This is a genomic window from Candidatus Pantoea floridensis, from assembly GCF_900215435.1.
Classification (GTDB): Bacteria; Pseudomonadota; Gammaproteobacteria; order Enterobacterales; family Enterobacteriaceae; genus Pantoea; species Pantoea floridensis.
Genome location: NZ_OCMY01000001.1, coordinates 668,723 through 683,735 on the forward strand (window position 1 = coordinate 668,723; position 15,013 = coordinate 683,735).

The following is a 15,013-nucleotide window of genomic DNA, read 5'->3' on the forward strand; positions in this document are numbered from 1 at the left end:
GAGGCATTACAATACGCGCCCTGCACTCCGCTTTAATCAATGGCTAGTTCGATGACCAAAAAACTGCATATCAAAACCTGGGGCTGCCAGATGAATGAATACGATTCATCGAAGATGGCCGATTTGCTGAACAGTACGCACGGCTACATCCTCACAGAGGAAGCTGAAGAGGCGGACGTTCTGCTGCTCAACACCTGCTCTATTCGTGAAAAAGCGCAGGAGAAGGTTTTTGCTCTGTTAGGTCGTTGGAAAAAGCTGAAAGCGGACAACCCAGATGTGATCATCGGTGTGGGCGGCTGCGTAGCCTCGCAGGAAGGTGAACGTCTGCGCCAGCGCGCCAATTACGTTGATATCGTGTTTGGTCCGCAAACGTTGCATCGCCTGCCGGAGATGATCAATACCGTGCGCGGCAGTAAAAGCCCCGTTGTTGATATCAGCTTCCCGGAAATCGAAAAGTTTGACCGCCTACCAGAACCGCGTGCAGAGGGGCCAACCGCTTTTGTTTCCATCATGGAGGGCTGCAATAAATACTGTACTTTCTGTGTGGTGCCTTACACCCGCGGCGAGGAAGTGAGTCGCCCAAGTGACGATATCTTGCTGGAAATCGCCCAACTGGCGGCTCAGGGCGTGCGTGAAGTCAATCTGCTCGGCCAAAACGTCAACGCCTATCGCGGTGCGACTTTTGATGGTGATATCTGTACTTTTGCCGAGTTGCTGCGCCTGGTGGCGGCGATTGACGGTATTGATCGTATTCGCTTCACCACCAGCCATCCAATTGAATTTACCGACGACATCATTGATGTTTACCGCGATACGCCAGAGCTGGTGAGCTTCCTGCATCTGCCGGTACAAAGCGGTTCGGATCGCATCCTGACATTAATGAAGCGTGCGCACACAGCACTGGAATATAAAGCCATCATCCGCAAGCTGAAAGCGGCGCGTCCGGATATCCAGTTAAGCTCTGATTTCATCATCGGCTTCCCCGGTGAAACGCAGCAGGATTTCGAGCAGACCATGAAGCTGGTGGGTGAAGTGAATTTCGATGTCAGCTTCAGCTTTATCTATTCTGCGCGTCCCGGCACGCCAGCAGCCGATCTGCCTGATGATGTGTCAGAAGAGGAGAAAAAGCAGCGTTTGTACATCCTGCAGGACCGCATCAATCAACAGGTAATGGCGTGGAGCCGCCGCATGTTGGGCACCACGCAGCGCGTGCTGGTCGAAGGAATTTCCCGTAAGAATGTGATGGAGCTGACCGGCCGTACCGATAATAACCGCGTAGTGAACTTTGAAGCGCCAGTTGAGCTAATTGGTAAGTTTGCCGATGTCGAGATTGTCGATGTTTATGCTAACTCACTGCGTGGCGTTCTGGTGCGCACCGAAGAGCAGATGGCGCTGCGCGTAGCTGAAAGCCCGGCCTCGGTCATTGCCCGTACCCGCAAAGAGAATGAGATCGGCGTCGGACTGTTCCAGCCTTGAAACCTCGAACGTTGAGCGACAGCGCACAAAGCGTTGTCGCCTGTTTCATCCTATCGCCCTTGCTTTCCGCAAGCACTGCCCAAATATCGTTTCTGAAGCTTGCGCCTCTGCGCAGCGCCATAAATAATTCCATAAAGATGCTGAAGAATCACTCCTCAGTATCCGGCACACTTTTTCAACTGGCCCTGAGTGACCTTAAGGATTCATTTGAATATCGAAACGCGTGAAATTGCCCTTGAACCGGCAGATAACCAACGACTGATGAGTTTGTGCGGTCCAATGGATGACAATGTGAAGCAGCTGGAGCGCCGTTTGGGTATCGAAATCAAACGCCGTGATAACCAGTTCACGCTAACCGGCCGCGAAATGTGCGTCGATGCCGCCGTGAATATCCTGCGTACACTCTATATTGATACCGCACCGATGCGCGGCCAGATCAAAGACATTGAGCCGGACCAAATCCATCTGGCGATCAAAGAGAGCCGTGTACTGGAGCAAAGCGCTGAGAGCGTGCCGGAATTCGGCAAAGCAGTGAATATCAAGACCAAGCGTGGCGTAATTAAACCGCGTACGCCTAATCAGGCGCAATACATTGCTAACATCTTCGGACACGACATTACCTTTGGTATTGGTCCCGCCGGCACCGGTAAAACCTACCTTGCGGTAGCCGCGGCCGTCGATGCGCTGGAGCGTCAGGAAATTCGCCGTATTCTGCTAACGCGTCCGGCGGTAGAAGCGGGTGAAAAACTTGGCTTCCTGCCCGGCGATCTGAGCCAGAAAGTGGATCCGTATCTGCGTCCGCTGTATGACGCCCTGTTCGAAATGCTCGGTTTTGAGCGGGTAGAAAAGCTGATTGAACGTAACGTAATTGAAGTTGCCCCGTTGGCCTACATGCGCGGACGTACGCTGAACGATGCCTTCGTCATACTTGATGAGAGCCAGAACACCACTATCGAGCAGATGAAGATGTTCCTGACGCGTATCGGCTTTAATTCAAAAGCGGTAATCACCGGTGACGTAACGCAGATTGACCTGCCGCGCAGCACCAAATCCGGCTTGCGCCACGCCATTGAGGTGTTAGCGGAAGTTGATGAGATCAGCTTTAACTTTTTCCACAGCGAAGACGTGGTGCGTCATCCGGTTGTCGCGCGCATCGTAAATGCTTATGAAGCCTGGGAAACCGCCGATCAGAAACGCCGTGACCAACAGGCAGAAGAGCGTAAACGCGAAGCTATCGCGGCTCAGCTTGCCACTCAAACCAGCCCGCAGGAGCGTTCATGAGCGCGGTGATTTTAGATTTACAACTGGCCTGCGCCGATGAAAGCCATCTGCCTGCGGAGAGCGATTTTCAGCGCTGGCTCGAAGCGGCGGTAACGCCATTTCAGCCGGAAAGCGAAGTCACTATTCGCCTGGTGGATGAAGCGGAGAGTAATGAGCTTAATCTGACTTATCGCGGTAAAGATAAGCCGACTAACGTGCTCTCATTCCCGTTTGAAGCCCCCCCGGGAATTGAACTGCCGCTGCTTGGCGATCTGATCATTTGTCGTCAGGTTGTTGAGCAAGAGGCTGCTGAACAAGGCAAAACCGTTGAAGCCCACTGGGCGCATATGGTGGTGCACGGTACGTTACATCTGCTGGGTTACGACCATATCGACGATGACGAAGCCGAAGAGATGGAGGCGCTGGAGACCGAGATAATGCTTGCTCTTGGTTATCCTGATCCGTACATTTCGGAGAAAGAAGACGCCTGAGCCGTTGGTTCAGGTTATTGCGCTGCTGGCGCGGATGCCGGCAGCCCCAATCCCTCATTAGAGAGAACGAAATTAAAACGCCATGAGCGACGACCATTCTCAAAACAGCGACGCACCCAGTAGTAAAAAGGGATTTTTCTCCCTGCTAATCAACCAACTGTTCCACGGTGAACCCAAAAACCGTGACGAACTGCTGGGGTTAATCCGCGATTCTGAGCAGAAAGAGCTGATCGACCAGGACACCCGCGACATGCTCGAAGGGGTGCTGGATATTGCCGAACAGCGCGTGCGCGATATCATGATCCCACGCTCGCAAATGATCACCCTGAAACGCAATCAAACTCTGGAAGAGTGCCTTGCGGTGATCATTGAATCCGCGCACTCCCGCTTCCCGGTGATCAGTGAAGACAAAGATCACGTCGAGGGTATTTTGATGGCTAAAGATCTGCTGCCGTTTATGGCCAGCGCGTCTGAACCTTTTAGCATCGAAAAAGTCCTGCGTACTGCCGTAGTCGTACCTGAAAGCAAGCGCGTTGATCGTATGCTGAAGGAGTTCCGCTCGCAGCGTTATCACATGGCGATTGTCATTGATGAGTTTGGCGGTGTCTCTGGTCTGGTGACCATCGAAGATATTCTTGAGCTGATTGTCGGTGAAATTGAAGATGAGTATGACGATGAAGAAGATCGTGATATTCGCCAGCTTAACCGTTACACCTATACCATGCGCGCCTTAACGCAAATTGAAGATTTTAATGAAGTCTTTGGCACCGATTTCAGTGATGACGAAGTCGATACCATCGGCGGATTGGTCATGCAGGGATTCGGCCACCTTCCCGCTCGCGGTGAAAGTATCGTCATTGATGGTTACCAATTCAAAGTCGCTATGGCTGACAGTCGCCGTATTATCCAGGTGCATGTAAAAATTCCGGAAGACTCACCACAACCGCAACTGGAAGACGAATAATTCTATGGCTTTAGCCTCTCTATACTCGCAGCAGCGGGTTCGACTGCTGCTGGCGTTAATAATGGGTGCCATTGGCACCCTTTCCTTTTCCCCTTACGATTTCTGGCCTGCTGCAATAATTTCGCTATTTGGCCTGCAGCTTGTGTTGCTGGAGCGTCGTACTCCGCAGGCGGCGGCGATCGGCTTCGCCTGGGGCTTTGGGCTGTTTGGCAGCGGCATCAATTGGGTGTACGTCAGTATCGCCACCTTTGGCGGCATGCCGGGCCCGGTCAATATCTTCCTGGTGATCCTGCTGGCGGCGTATTTGTCGCTTTATCCGCTATTATTCGCCACTCTGCTCAACCGCTTCTGGCCACGCGCTTCCCTATGGCGTTTGGCGCTAGCAGCGCCGGCGTTATGGCAAATTAGCGAATTCCTGCGCGGTTGGGTGCTTACCGGCTTTCCATGGCTGCAGTTCGGCTACAGCCAGATCAATGGACCGCTAAAAGGTTTAGCACCGTTGGCCGGGGTAGAAACCATCACCCTCCTGATGATGGTCATCGCGGGGCTGCTGGTGCATGCATTACATCATCGTAAGGTAAAAAGTCTGGTTGCCGCCGCGCTACTGCTGGTGCTGCCCTTGCCGTTGCGTATGGTGCAGTGGTACCAACCGCTGCCGGAGCGCAGCGTTGATGTCGCGATGGTGCAAGGCAACATACCGCAGTCAATGAAGTGGGATCCCCAGCAGTTGCTTAACACGCTGCGCGTTTATACCTCCTCCAGCCAGCCGTTTATGGGCAAGGCTCCCATCATTATCTGGCCTGAATCGGCAATTACCGATTTAGAGAGCAATCAGCAGCCGTTTCTGCAGGCGCTGGATGCAGAACTGCGCGCGCGCGGCAGTTCGCTGATTACGGGTATCGTGGATTCTCGCGTGGAAGGCGATAATCGCTATCACGATTACAACTCAGTGATTGTGCTGGGTGGTGAACAACCTTATAGCTATCAAAGCCAGAACCGCTATCAGAAAAACCATCTGGTACCGTTTGGTGAATTTGTTCCGCTGGAAGATCTGCTGCGTCCGCTGGCCCCGTTCTTCGATCTCCCGATGTCTTCCTTTAGCCGTGGCGCCTACGTTCAACCGCAGCTGAAGGTGTCGGGTTATAACCTGACCAGCGCCATCTGCTATGAAATCGTGCTGGGAGAACAGGTGCGAGCCAACTTCCGTCCGGATACCAATTTCCTGCTCACGGTCTCCAACGATGCCTGGTTCGGCCATTCGATCGGGCCATGGCAGCATTTCCAGATGGCGCGTATGCGTGCGCTGGAACTGGGACGTCCGCTGCTGCGATCAACCAACAATGGCGTTACCGCAGTGGTAAACGCCAACGGCGAAGTGGAGAAGGAGCTGCCGCAGTTCACGCGTCAAGTGCTGGAAGCCAAAGTGACGCCAACCACCGGCGAAACGCCGTATGCCAAAGCAGGTATCTGGCCGGTGTGGATTCTGACATTAATCGGTATTGTGCTGGCGATTCTCCGTCGTCATCGCTAACGCGAGCCCCTCTCCAAACAGGCGAAGTGAATACTTCGCCTTTTTTATACGCTGCTTTCTCTTCCCTGCGCAGTGCTTTTCCCGATTCTCTGCTGCCTTTTTACACTTATTCATCGTACTGGCACGATCATTGCTATTTATTTCAGTGATTTTCGCAAACATCGGCTTTTGTCAGCGTAATGCAACTTTTACGCACTACTTTAAGGCAATTGCGCGCACTGCATTGGCGCAACCGTGGATTTTTGCCTTTTATTGGTGCGGAGCGGCTCGCAAAAAAGAAACTTTTTTGTTTCATTGCGTTAACAATTCGCTATGTTAATCACTATCCTGCGCGCAGTTGCGCTATGGGATAACTAAAAAAGCAGCACGAAATACACACAACATCACAATCTGCGCAGTTTATGTTCTGCGCGACATCCATACGAAGGAGTTGGAACATGCAGATACGCAAAGTGGCATTATCTCTTTTGCTGTTAGGAGCAGCAGCGGGAGCGGCCCAGGCGGAAGATCTCACCGGTACCCTGAAAAAAATCAATGATAGCGGCGTGATCGTCGTTGGGCATCGTGAGTCATCAGTTCCCTTTTCTTACTATGACAACCAGCAAAAAGTGGTTGGCTATTCACAGGATTATTCCAACGCTATCGTGGCTGCCATTAAGGCCAAGCTGAATAAACCCGATTTGCAGATCAAAATGCTGCCGATTACTTCACAAAACCGTATCCCACTGTTGCAGAACGGGACGTATGATTTTGAATGTGGCTCGACAACCAACAACCTGGAACGCCAACAGCAAGCTGCATTCTCTGACACCGTATTCATCATCGGCACGCGTCTGCTGGTGAAGAAAGGCGGGGACATCAAAGATTTCGCTGACCTGAAAGGCAAAACCGTTGTTGTCACCTCCGGTACCACCTCTGAAATTCTGCTGCACAAGCTGAACGACGAGAAGAAAATGGATATGCGCATCATCAGCGCCAAAGACCATGGCGACTCTTTCCGTACGCTGGAAACCGGTCGTGCCGTGGCCTTTATGATGGATGACGCGCTGCTGGCGGGTGAACGAGCCAAAGCCAAGAAGCCGGATAACTGGGATATCGTTGGTACACCGCAATCGAAAGAAGCCTACGGCTGCATGCTGCGTAAAGAAGATCCGCAGTTCAAACAGCTGATGGATGAAACCATCGCCAAAGCGCAAACCTCAGGCGAAGCGTCAAAATGGTTTGAAACCTGGTTCAAACAGCCGATTCCACCGAAGAATCTGAACCTCAACTTCGAATTGTCTCCAGATATGCAGGCCCTGTTCAAAGCACCGAACGATAAAGCACTCTGAATTAACAACGACAACAAGGGCAGCCCCGCTGCCCTCTCGATTGCTGAACATGCGGTGCGGACAGACAGACTGTAACAGGCCGTTCCCCTGAAGCAGGATGCAAGACACCGCTCAACAATCTTATGGGTAGCCTCGCTACCCTTTTTTTACCGGAGCTCGTTATGGGTATCGATTGGAACTGGGGCATTTTTTTAGAGCAGGCTCCGTTCGGCAATACGACTTACCTTGGCTGGCTGTGGTCCGGATTTCAGGTCACCATTGCGGTGTCCTGCTGTGCCTGGATTATCGCCTTCCTGGTAGGTTCCCTCTTTGGCATTCTGCGTACCGTGCCCAACCGCCTGTTGGCGACGATTGGTACCTGCTACGTGGAGCTGTTTCGTAACATTCCGCTGATCGTACAATTCTTCTTCTGGTATCTGGTGGCACCTGAACTGGTGGGAGAAAAGCTCGGCATGTGGTTTAAGTCTGAGCTGGATCCGAACATTCAGTTCTTCCTCTCCTCCACTATTTGTCTTGGCTTGTTCACTGCGGCCCGCGTTTGTGAGCAGGTACGTGCGGCAATTCAGTCACTGCCGCGTGGCCAGAAAAATGCCGGCTTAGCGATGGGTCTAACGCTGCCGCAAACCTACCGCTATGTGCTGCTACCGAATGCTTATCGCGTCATTGTGCCGCCGATGACGTCGGAGATGCTCAACCTGGTAAAAAACTCGGCGATCGCCTCAACCATCGGTCTGGTGGATATGGCCGCGCAGGCGGGCAAGCTGCTGGATTATTCCGCGCATGCGTATGAATCCTTTACGGCCATCACCCTGGCATATGTGGGCATTAACCTGGTCATCATGCTGATTATGAGTTTGGTTGAGCGCAAAATCCGCCTGCCTGGCAACATGGGAGGCAAATAATGTACGAATTTGACTGGAGTTCGATTGGTCCCAGCCTGCCTTACTTATGGAATGGGTTGATCATTACCTTCAAGATCACCGCAATCGCCGTCGTGTTTGGCATTATCTGGGGCACGATTCTGGCGGTGATGCGCTTATCGCCAATTGCGCCGGTGCGCTGGTTTGCCAAGCTGTACGTCAACCTGTTCCGCTCCGTACCGTTGGTGATGGTGCTGCTATGGTTCTATTTGGTTGTCCCTGCGTTCCTGCAGCAGGTGCTGGGCTTATCGCCTAAATCGGATATCCGCCTGATTTCAGCCATGGTGGCATTTGCACTGTTTGAGGCCGCGTACTACTCGGAGATCATCCGTGCCGGTATTCAGAGTATCGCGCGCGGCCAATCCAACGCCGCATTGGCTCTGGGCATGACGCATTGGCAATCAATGAAGCTCATCATCCTGCCGCAGGCGTTTCGCGCCATGGTGCCGCTGCTGCTGACACAGGGCATTGTGCTGTTTCAGGATACGTCGCTGGTGTATGTGTTGAGCCTGGCCGACTTCTTCCGTACCGCCTCAACCATCGGTGAGCGTGACGGAACCCAGGTTGAAATGATTTTGTTTGCCGGTTTGGTCTACTTCGTGATCAGCCTGAGCGCTTCGCTGTTGGTTAGCTATCTGAAAAGAAAAAGGACGGTTTAAATGATTAGCCTGAAAAATGTTTCTAAGTGGTATGGGCACTTTCAGGTGCTGACCGACTGCTCCACTGAAGTGAAAAAAGGTGAAGTGGTGGTGGTCTGCGGTCCGTCTGGCTCAGGAAAATCAACGCTGATTAAAACCGTAAACGGTCTGGAGCCGATTCAAAAGGGCAGCATTGAGGTAACTGGCATCGAGGTGAACAACAAAAAAACCAACCTCGCGCAATTGCGTAGCAAAGTGGGCATGGTGTTTCAGCACTTCGAGCTGTTCCCGCATCTGAGCATCCTTGAGAACCTGACGCTGGCACAGGTGAAAGTGTTGAAGCGCGACAAGGCAGCATCGCGTGAGAAAGCGCAAAGCCTGCTGAAGCGCGTAGGACTCTCTGCGCATGCCGATAAGTTCCCGGGCCAGCTTTCGGGTGGTCAGCAACAGCGTGTGGCCATCGCACGTGCGTTATGCATGGATCCCGTCGCGATGTTGTTTGATGAACCCACCTCGGCGCTCGATCCAGAAATGATCAACGAAGTGCTAGACGTCATGGTTGAGTTGGCTCACGAAGGGATGACCATGATGGTGGTGACCCATGAAATGGGCTTCGCGCGTAAGGTTGCCAACCGGGTGATCTTTATGGATGAAGGGAAAATTATTGAAGACACGAATAAAGATGACTTCTTTAACAACCCACAATCTGACCGTGCAAAAGACTTCCTGGCGAAGATACTGCACTGATTAGCGCAATAAATTGCGCCGCTACGGTATGTACACGTATCCGCAGCGGCGCGATTCATCGCGCGGGGTTTATTTATTCACAAAATCAGGGTTCAAACGGCTGACGCTGAAACTGGTCGTGGCCACACTCTGGGCAGCGCGTTAAACTTTCTGGCGTATAAATTGCCCGCGTGAAGCCGCACTTCTCACACACCAGATTACCCAACCCCACCACTTCACCGCTCTGGTAAACGCCGTGATGGCGTAAATCCTGAAACACCTCACGCCACTCCAGCTGACTTTTATCGGTAATATCCGCCAACTCCTTCCACAGGCTTTCACGGATCACGCGCAGAAACACCGAATCGCCCACCACATCGGAAGACTCCTGATAGCTCAGCGCAAACTCGTGTAAATCACGCCGCACCGCGCGCATCACTTCATTGACCTCGGCCGGCGAGAGCGTTTTTTTCGCCAGCAATGTTTGCCGCGCCTCAGCCACTAACGCATCAACATCGCGTTCGCCATGGTCCAGTCGCTGGGATAATGCTTCAATCGTTGCACGGTATTCCTGCGCCACGTTATTCATTTTATTCTCCTTTCCGCTGCGGATACTGCTGTTAAGTTTAGCTGTTTTGTCATATTTGCATTGCCAGCTGCAGTAGAAATCACAAAAGGGTGAAAGCGGTGGCGCATTCAGGAGAAATCATGCTGGTAGGGGCGCGAAAAGTTGTTGAGGGGCAACCTTATGGGTATGCTATGCGGATCTAAAAGTATGCTTCGCGATTTTCACAAAGGACCACAGGCAGCCATGCAAGAGCAATACCGCCCGGAAGAGATAGAAACCCGCGTCCAACAACACTGGGACGAAAACGAAACCTTTAAAGTGACCGAGCAGGAAGGCAAAGAGAAGTACTACTGCCTTTCCATGCTGCCCTATCCTTCTGGCCGCCTACACATGGGCCACGTGCGTAACTACACCATTGGCGATGTGATTGCGCGCTATCAGCGTATGCTCGGCAAAAACGTGCTGCAGCCAATCGGTTGGGATGCGTTTGGTCTGCCAGCAGAAGGTGCCGCAGTGAAAAATAACACTGCGCCTGCGCCGTGGACATACGACAACATCGCATACATGAAGAACCAGCTTAAATTGCTGGGCTTTGGCTATGACTGGAGCCGTGAACTGGCAACCTGTCAGCCAGAATACTATCGCTGGGAGCAGTGGTTCTTCACCAAGCTGTATGAAAAAGGCATGGTCTATAAAAAGACTTCAGCCGTGAACTGGTGTCCGAACGATCAGACCGTACTGGCCAACGAACAGGTTATTGATGGCTGCTGCTGGCGCTGTGATACCAAAGTTGAGCGCAAAGAAATTCCACAGTGGTTCGTCAAAATCACTGCCTATGCGGAAGAGTTGCTGAACGATCTTGACAATCTTGAAGATTGGCCAGAGCAGGTCAAAACCATGCAGCGCAACTGGATTGGCCGCTCTGAAGGCGTAGAGATCACCTTCGACGTCGCCAACAGTGCTGAGAAGCTGACAGTTTACACCACGCGTCCTGATACCTTTATGGGGGCGACTTACGTCGCTGTCGCCGCCGGTCATCCGCTGGCACAGCAGGCTGCCGCCACCAATCCTGGCCTGGCTGAGTTCATCGACGAATGCCGCACCACCAAAGTGGCCGAAGCCGACATGGCAACGATGGAGAAGAAAGGCGTAGCCACCGGCCTGTTTGCCATCCATCCGCTGACCGGTGAAGAAATTCCGGTTTGGGTAGCCAACTTCGTACTGATGGAGTACGGCACTGGCGCAGTCATGGCGGTTCCAGGCCACGATCAGCGCGATTGGGAATTTGCCACTAAATACAATCTGAACATCAAGCCAGTGATCCTGAATCTGGACGGTTCAGAGCCAGATATCAGCACCGCAGCAATGACCGAAAAAGGTTCTCTGTTCAACTCTGGTGAATACAACGGCTTGGATCATCAGGCCGGCTTCAACGCTATTGCTGATGCGCTGGCCGCAAAAGGTGTGGGCGTGCGTAAGGTAAATTACCGTCTGCGCGACTGGGGTGTTTCTCGTCAGCGTTATTGGGGCGCGCCAATTCCAATGGTAACGCTGGAAGATGGCACCGTAATGCCAACGCCAGAAGATCAGCTGCCGGTTATCCTGCCAGAAGACGTGGTCATGGACGGCATCACCAGCCCGATCAAAGCCGATCCTGAGTGGGCAAAAACCACTGTTAACGGCCAGCCAGCGCTGCGTGAAACCGACACCTTTGACACCTTTATGGAGTCATCGTGGTACTACGCGCGTTACACCTGCACAAACTACCACGAAGGCATGCTGGATCCGGCGGCGGCAAACTATTGGCTGCCGGTCGATCAGTATGTTGGCGGTATCGAACACGCCATCATGCATCTATTGTACTTCCGCTTCTATCACAAACTGCTGCGTGATGCAGGCCTGGTCAACTCGGATGAGCCAGCCAAACGCCTGCTGTGCCAGGGTATGGTGCTGGCTGATGCGTTCTATTATCACGGCGTGAATGGCGAGCGTAACTGGGTTTCTCCGGTTGACGTCACCGTTGAGCGTGATGAGAAAGGCCGCATCGTAAAAGCCACCGATACCGAAGGCCGTGAGGTGGTTTACGCTGGTATGAGTAAAATGTCGAAGTCGAAAAACAACGGCATCGATCCACAGCTGATGGTTGAGCGCTACGGTGCAGATACCGTTCGCCTGTTCATGATGTTTGCTTCTCCAGCAGAGATGACGCTGGAGTGGCAGGAATCAGGCGTTGAAGGGGCTAACCGCTTCCTGAAGCGCGTGTGGAAACTGGCTTACGAGCACGTTGCCAAAGGCGCGACCGTGGCGCTCGATGTCAACAGCCTGAATGACGATCAGAAAGCACTGCGCCGCGATCTGCACAAAACTATCGCTAAAGTGGCGGATGATGTGGGTCGTCGTCAGACGTTTAATACCGCTATCGCCGCCATCATGGAGCTGATGAATAAGCTGATTCGTGCCCCGCAGGAAGGCGAGCAGGATCGTGCACTGTTGCAGGAAGCGCTGATGGCTGTAACGCGTCTGCTCTATCCGTTCACCCCGCACGCTAGCTACGTATTGTGGCAGGCACTTGGCGGCGAAGGTAGCATTGATGAAGCCAGCTGGCCGGTGGCTGATGAAGCGGCCATGGTGGAAGATTCTCTGCTAGTCGTGGTGCAGGTGAATGGCAAAGTGCGCGGTAAGATTACCGTTGCAACGGATGCCACGCAGGAACAGGTGCAGGCGCGCGCTGCGCAGGAGCATTTGGTGGCGAAATATCTGGATGGCGTCACCATTCGTAAAGTGATTTATGTCCCTGGCAAACTGCTTAACCTGGTCGTGGGTTAAGTTCAGGAGGAACTGTGCGACAACTGATTATCAGGCTGTTTGTCCTGCTTGCGGTAATGATTACCGCAGGCTGTGGTTTTCACCCGCGCGGCACCACATCGGTGCCGGCCGAGATGAAAACCCTCATCGTCCAAAGTGGCGACCCGTATGGTCCACTGTCACGTGCCGTGCGCCAGCAGCTACGCATCAACAATGTGAACATCATTGAAGACAGCAAAGCGGCCAGCGCTAAGTACCCAACGCTGCGCCTGGGTGCGGAAGGCCAGGGACGTGATACCGCATCGGTGTTTATCAGCGGAACCACCGCGGAATACTCACTGGTGATGACGGTAACCGCCCAGGTTCTGCTGCCGGGTAAAGGAATCTATCCAATCAGCACTACCGTTTATCGTTCTTTCTTCGACAACCCGAACGCCGCATTGGCCAAGGATGCGGAGCAGGACATGATTGTGCAGGAGATGCGCCAGCGCGCGGCCGAGCAGCTAGTACGTAAATTGCTTACCGTTCACGCCGCGCAGGAAAGCAACAAAGAGACCTTACCGCAGCCTGAGACGATTGCACCGGGAGAGAATTCACCGGAAGTGTCTTCTTCGTCAGCTACCAGTCTGCAATGATCAGGATTTATCCTGAACAACTGAGCGCGCAGCTTCGTGAGGGGCTGCGCGCCTGTTATTTTCTCACCGGTAATGAACCGCTTCTGATTCAGGAAAGCGCCGATGCTATCCGCGCAACAGCCACCGCGCAGGGATTTGAAGAACATTTTAGCGTCACCGTGGATGCGCAAACTGACTGGGATGCCCTTTTTGTCAGCTGCCAGTCACTTAGCCTTTTTACCCAACGCCAAACCTTAACGCTGCAACTGCCAGAAAATGGGCCAAACGCGGCCATTGCTGACCAGCTGATAAAACTGGCTACGCTACTGCACAGCGACATTCTGCTAGTGCTCCGCATGGCGAAGTTGACCAAAGCTCAGGAGAACAGCGCCTGGTTCAAAGCACTGAGTGCACAGTCAGTGTTAGTTCCCTGTCAGACGCCGGAACAGGCTCAGCTGCCGCGTTGGGTCGCCGGCCGCGCCAGGGCGATGAAACTCAACGTTGATGACGCCGCCATTCAGCTGCTCTGCTACTGCTACGAAGGTAATCTGCTGGCGCTGGCCCAGGCGTTAGAGCGCCTGTCGCTGCTGTGGCCAGATGGCAAACTGACGTTGCCGCGCGTAGAAGCCGCCGTTAACGACGCTGCGCACTTTACGCCATTCCACTGGGTTGATGCATTGCTGGCGGGTAAAAGCAAACGTGCCCTGCACATCCTGCATCAGCTGGAAAAAGAGGATAGCGAAGTGGTGATTCTGCTGCGTACGCTGCAACGCGACTTGCTGACGTTGCTCCATCTGCAGCGTAATCAGGCTAAACAAGCACTGCGCACGTTAATGGACCAGCAGCGTATTTGGCAAAATCGCCGCGCACTGTTTACCGAAGCACTGCAGCGCCTTGATGCGCGCCGTCTACAACGCGTGGTCCATCTGCTGGCAGAACTGGAGCTGAGCATGAAGCAGGATTACGGGCAAAATCTCTGGCCGCAGCTTGAGACCTTGTCGCTGCTGCTCTGTCATCGCGATTTCCCCATAAGCTTTACCGATGTCTAAACTTTACGCCCTCTTTGGCGGCACTTTCGATCCCATTCATTATGGCCATCTGCGCCCGGTAGAAGCGCTGGCGCAACAGGTGGGCCTGAAAAAAGTCACGCTGCTGCCAAATAATGTGCCACCCCATCGCCCGCAGCCCGAAGCCAGTGCCCAGCAGCGCGTGGCAATGTTGCGCTGTGCTATCGCCGATCGTCCGCTGTTTGAGATTGATACGCGCGAACTGGAACATGACACGCCCTCATGGACGGTCGCCACGTTGGAAGCATTGCGTGCCGAGCGCGGCGCAGAACAGCCCCTCGCGTTTATCGTTGGTCAGGATTCTCTGCTAACGTTAGCCAAATGGCATCGCTGGCAAGATCTGCTGTCGCTGTGTCATTTACTGGTGTGTAAACGTCCCGGCTATGCGACGCAGATGGATACACCAGAGATGCAGCGCTGGCTTGATGAGCATCTTGCCGATGACGTGCAGCAGCTGCATCACTCATCCGCTGGACGGATTTGGCTGGCCGATACGCCGCTGCTCAATATCTCCGCCACAGAGATCCGTCAGCGCCGCCACGCGGGCGCCTCGTGCGCTGATTTGCTGCCTGATGCAGTCATCGACTATATCGATAGCGTTGGCTTATATCGCGGTTGATCG

General features: G+C 53.4%; 14 protein-coding genes. 13 read left to right on the forward strand and 1 reads right to left on the reverse strand.

Features of this window, described 5'->3' with window-relative positions; translation table 11 throughout:
* Positions 1 to 51: 51 nt before the first annotated feature.
* The 9 genes from miaB (at position 52) to CRO19_RS03280 (ending at position 9,358) form a co-directional block, all read left to right on the forward strand.
* Positions 52 to 1,476, forward strand: coding sequence for a tRNA (N6-isopentenyl adenosine(37)-C2)-methylthiotransferase MiaB (gene miaB, locus CRO19_RS03240; protein WP_097094580.1), 1,425 nt, complete (start codon positions 52 to 54; stop codon positions 1,474 to 1,476).
* Positions 1,477 to 1,683: 207 nt separating this feature from the next.
* Positions 1,684 to 2,757: a PhoH family protein gene (locus tag CRO19_RS03245; protein WP_097094581.1), complete on the forward strand. Its 1,074-nt coding sequence runs from the start codon at positions 1,684 to 1,686 to the stop codon at positions 2,755 to 2,757.
* Positions 2,754 to 3,227, forward strand: a complete 474-nt coding sequence (ybeY, locus tag CRO19_RS03250) for an rRNA maturation RNase YbeY (protein ID WP_097094582.1) — start codon at positions 2,754 to 2,756, stop codon at positions 3,225 to 3,227. Before CRO19_RS03245 ends, ybeY begins: the two co-directional genes overlap by 4 nt.
* An 82-nt stretch (positions 3,228 to 3,309) precedes the next feature.
* Positions 3,310 to 4,191 (forward strand): CNNM family magnesium/cobalt transport protein CorC, encoded by an 882-nt coding sequence (corC, locus tag CRO19_RS03255; RefSeq protein ID WP_008103653.1) that lies wholly within the window; start codon positions 3,310 to 3,312, stop codon positions 4,189 to 4,191.
* Positions 4,192 to 4,195: 4 nt separating this feature from the next.
* Positions 4,196 to 5,722: an apolipoprotein N-acyltransferase gene (lnt, locus tag CRO19_RS03260; protein WP_097094583.1), complete on the forward strand. Its 1,527-nt coding sequence runs from the start codon at positions 4,196 to 4,198 to the stop codon at positions 5,720 to 5,722.
* A gap of 437 nt (positions 5,723 to 6,159) precedes the next feature.
* Complete coding sequence (locus CRO19_RS03265) at positions 6,160 to 7,053, forward strand: glutamate/aspartate ABC transporter substrate-binding protein (protein ID WP_097094584.1); 894 nt, start codon at positions 6,160 to 6,162, stop codon at positions 7,051 to 7,053.
* A 161-nt stretch (positions 7,054 to 7,214) separates the two neighbouring features.
* Positions 7,215 to 7,955 carry an amino acid ABC transporter permease gene (locus CRO19_RS03270; RefSeq protein ID WP_097094585.1) on the forward strand — a complete coding sequence of 247 codons (741 nt, stop codon included), beginning with the start codon at positions 7,215 to 7,217 and terminating at the stop codon, positions 7,953 to 7,955.
* Positions 7,955 to 8,632 carry a glutamate/aspartate ABC transporter permease GltK gene (gltK, locus tag CRO19_RS03275; RefSeq protein ID WP_097094586.1) on the forward strand — a complete coding sequence of 226 codons (678 nt, stop codon included), beginning with the start codon at positions 7,955 to 7,957 and terminating at the stop codon, positions 8,630 to 8,632. Before CRO19_RS03270 ends, gltK begins: the two co-directional genes overlap by 1 nt.
* Positions 8,633 to 9,358 (forward strand): amino acid ABC transporter ATP-binding protein, encoded by a 726-nt coding sequence (locus CRO19_RS03280; RefSeq protein WP_097094587.1) that lies wholly within the window; start codon positions 8,633 to 8,635, stop codon positions 9,356 to 9,358. It begins immediately after the preceding gene.
* 85 nt (positions 9,359 to 9,443) lie between these two features.
* On the opposite strand, the gene CRO19_RS03285 is transcribed toward CRO19_RS03280, so the two are convergent.
* On the reverse strand, positions 9,444 to 9,926 hold the full coding sequence (locus CRO19_RS03285) for a zinc ribbon-containing protein (RefSeq protein ID WP_097094588.1): 483 nt from the start codon (positions 9,924 to 9,926) through the stop codon (positions 9,444 to 9,446).
* Between the two features lie 222 nt (positions 9,927 to 10,148).
* Between CRO19_RS03285 and leuS the strand changes: the two genes are divergently transcribed.
* From leuS to nadD, 4 genes are read left to right on the forward strand one after another with little or no spacing between them, the layout of a single operon-like run.
* Positions 10,149 to 12,731, forward strand: a complete 2,583-nt coding sequence (leuS, locus tag CRO19_RS03290; protein WP_097097571.1) for a leucine--tRNA ligase — start codon at positions 10,149 to 10,151, stop codon at positions 12,729 to 12,731.
* A 14-nt stretch (positions 12,732 to 12,745) separates the two neighbouring features.
* Positions 12,746 to 13,345 carry an LPS assembly lipoprotein LptE gene (gene lptE / locus CRO19_RS03295; protein WP_097094589.1) on the forward strand — a complete coding sequence of 200 codons (600 nt, stop codon included), beginning with the start codon at positions 12,746 to 12,748 and terminating at the stop codon, positions 13,343 to 13,345.
* On the forward strand, positions 13,342 to 14,373 hold the full coding sequence (gene holA / locus CRO19_RS03300; RefSeq protein WP_097094590.1) for a DNA polymerase III subunit delta: 1,032 nt from the start codon (positions 13,342 to 13,344) through the stop codon (positions 14,371 to 14,373). The genes lptE and holA overlap by 4 nt, the downstream gene beginning before the upstream one ends.
* On the forward strand, positions 14,366 to 15,010 hold the full coding sequence (nadD, locus tag CRO19_RS03305; RefSeq protein ID WP_097094591.1) for a nicotinate-nucleotide adenylyltransferase: 645 nt from the start codon (positions 14,366 to 14,368) through the stop codon (positions 15,008 to 15,010). The genes holA and nadD overlap by 8 nt, the downstream gene beginning before the upstream one ends.
* The last annotated feature ends 3 nt before the right edge of the window (positions 15,011 to 15,013 follow it).

Bases quoted from the DNA above. Each gene is read 5' to 3' on its own strand.
- miaB (WP_097094580.1), top strand. From the start codon at position 52: ATGACCAAAAAACTGCATATCAAAACCTGGGGCTGCCAGATGAATGAA.
- ybeY (WP_097094582.1), top strand. From the start codon at position 2,754: ATGAGCGCGGTGATTTTAGATTTACAACTGGCCTGCGCCGATGAAAGC.
- corC (WP_008103653.1), top strand. From the start codon at position 3,310: ATGAGCGACGACCATTCTCAAAACAGCGACGCACCCAGTAGTAAAAAG.
- lnt (WP_097094583.1), top strand. From the start codon at position 4,196: ATGGCTTTAGCCTCTCTATACTCGCAGCAGCGGGTTCGACTGCTGCTG.
- CRO19_RS03265 (WP_097094584.1), top strand. From the start codon at position 6,160: ATGCAGATACGCAAAGTGGCATTATCTCTTTTGCTGTTAGGAGCAGCA.
- CRO19_RS03270 (WP_097094585.1), top strand. From the start codon at position 7,215: ATGGGTATCGATTGGAACTGGGGCATTTTTTTAGAGCAGGCTCCGTTC.
- gltK (WP_097094586.1), top strand. From the start codon at position 7,955: ATGTACGAATTTGACTGGAGTTCGATTGGTCCCAGCCTGCCTTACTTA.
- CRO19_RS03280 (WP_097094587.1), top strand. From the start codon at position 8,633: ATGATTAGCCTGAAAAATGTTTCTAAGTGGTATGGGCACTTTCAGGTG.
- CRO19_RS03285 (WP_097094588.1), bottom strand. From the start codon at position 9,926: ATGAATAACGTGGCGCAGGAATACCGTGCAACGATTGAAGCATTATCC.
- leuS (WP_097097571.1), top strand. From the start codon at position 10,149: ATGCAAGAGCAATACCGCCCGGAAGAGATAGAAACCCGCGTCCAACAA.
- holA (WP_097094590.1), top strand. From the start codon at position 13,342: ATGATCAGGATTTATCCTGAACAACTGAGCGCGCAGCTTCGTGAGGGG.
- nadD (WP_097094591.1), top strand. From the start codon at position 14,366: ATGTCTAAACTTTACGCCCTCTTTGGCGGCACTTTCGATCCCATTCAT.